Origin of the sequence: Oceanobacillus sp. MO10714A, from assembly GCF_037072045.1 — a bacterium.
Lineage (GTDB): Bacteria > Bacillota > Bacilli > Bacillales > Amphibacillaceae > Oceanobacillus > Oceanobacillus indicireducens.
The window spans coordinates 1-2,135 of record NZ_JAXHDC010000100.1; the positions used below are offsets into that span (position 1 = coordinate 1).

General features: G+C 33.2%; 1 protein-coding gene. It reads left to right on the forward strand.

The window, feature by feature from the left end:
* Positions 1–784 precede the first annotated feature (784 nt).
* The gene (locus SPD53_RS19640; protein WP_336253562.1) at positions 785–1,834 is read left to right on the forward strand and encodes a CHAT domain-containing protein; all 1,050 of its coding nucleotides are present in this window, start codon (positions 785–787) and stop codon (positions 1,832–1,834) included.
* Positions 1,835–2,135 lie beyond the last annotated feature (301 nt).

Consider the following 2,135-nt stretch of genomic DNA (forward strand, 5'->3'; position numbering starts at 1 on the left):
CTGATATCAAGCTATATGATTATAATGATCGACCATTTCAAAAAAGGACAGGCAGTCGAATGGTAGAATCAGCATGTAAACTCGCACTTACAAAAGTATATTCACCGCGCTACTTATTAAAATATCCAGTAGTTTGATGATGATGTATACCGTTGATCATGCTGTAGATGAATTAATAGAAATTATAGATTTGATAGAAATGGAATGGCAGGAGATTGTGAGTATATGAAGATTACTTGATGCTATCAAATGTTTACGAAATGATAAATCATTATCTATTAATAAAATAGCCCCAATTCAATAATTGGAGCTATTCCATTAAAAAACATATTCATTCTAAAGCTTATTAATCTCTGCTAAACACATCCCACGTATAAACCTTTTCTTCAACATCTTCAGCTCTTCAGACAAACGATTTGCAACAATCATCTTTACTTGATTTCTGGCATTGTCAGCATTCCTTTCGACCTCCACTCACTAAAGCGAACCTACGTTCTTGACTTTTATAATAAAATAGCATATATTTTACATAGGAAATAATTTCGAAAGAAGAGATGAATAGGCTATTGATTAAATTATAGCGAGATTAAAAGAAGCGGATTGGTTAAGAGCGAGTGGGCCTGTAAGGATCATTTGAGGAAAATTAGCGTGTATTTATGAGTCTGCATAAAGATTATACTCCTAATTTACGGAATCTTAAGGGTAATCTAATTATCATGATGATAGGTAATAGTTGGATATATGCTTAGTTATGATATTACAGTTTAGAAAGGGATTGGTATCGATGTCTTTATTAAATACTTATAGAAATAACGTATTCAGAAAAGGGCGGGAATTGTCTAGATTACAAGAAAATAAAGCAAAGAAAATAAAAGATATATCTGATATTGAAAAAAGAATCAAATCAGCTCAAAATAGCATTAGACGAACAAAGAGTGAATCTACCATTCGTACAAAACAACAAAGTATTGATAGGGATAGTAATAAATTATCCTCTGAATATAAAAAGCTAGCAGCATTGGAAAAGGATATTGTGAGCAAGTCAAAGCAATTGGCTAGTGAAGAAAGTAAACTACAAATAGCAGAGAGAAAGGAAAGAGAAAAAACACTTCGGGAAGACGAGAAACGTCAAAAGGATTTACAACAGCGAATGGAAGGATTTAACAAAACCTTAGTTAACCAAGAAAGGGTACAAACGCAAATTCAGAGTGATATTACCGAATTAAAGAGACTTCCAGAGAAAATTACTATCTTATTTATGACTTCTAGTCCGGTTGATCAGCAACAATTGCGTCCGGATGAAGAGGCCAGGGAAATCGAAGGGATGATTAGGAAGTCTGACATGAGGGATTCAATTGATTTTGTGACAAAATGGGCGGCAAGACCTCTAGATGTCCTTCAAGCAATTAATGAAGTCAATCCAACTATTGTACATTTTAGTGGTCATGGATCAGAAGGGAATGAACTTGTTTTTCAAGATAACGATGGTAATACAAAGCTTGTTTCAAAGGAAGCGATTGTTCAGACAATAGTATCTACTTCAGATGATGTAAGGTTAGTATTTTTCAGTTCATGCTTTTCTTCTGGTCAAGCCAAGGAAATAGTGAAGCATATAGATGCTGCTGTAGGAATGAAAGTTGAAATAGGAGATGATACAGCGCGTATATTTGCAGCATACTTTTACTCTGCTATTGGGTTTGGCCATTCTATCTCTAGAGCGTTTCAACAAGCAAAGTCTTCACTAATGCTAGAGGACATCTCTGAAGAAGACATCCCTGAGCTCTATTTAAACTCTAATATAATGGGTGATGAAATGATATTGGTTCAATCCTGATAATTATTGATTAGACAACAATCAATTTCTAATGATTTTCAAAAGAAAAATCTGACTTAGTGTAATTCAATAACCTTTATAGTTTATAATGGTAATAGTAGAAAAAAGGGGGTCGGGTACTATGACAAAGAAACGCAAAAGAGAATCGATTGGAAAGTCCTATGTGAAGCCTAAGAAATGAAGATTAATTTTCTTGTTTTTTTCTATGATAGTCATTCAATACTGCTTAGCAGTGATGACTATCGTAGATTATAATTTTTATATCAGATTTTATGTCGAAAAATATTTTATCAATATTTAA

Coding starts and splice junctions, on each gene's coding strand:
- SPD53_RS19640 (WP_336253562.1), top strand. CDS start 785: ATGTCTTTATTAAATACTTATAGAAATAACGTATTCAGAAAAGGGCGG.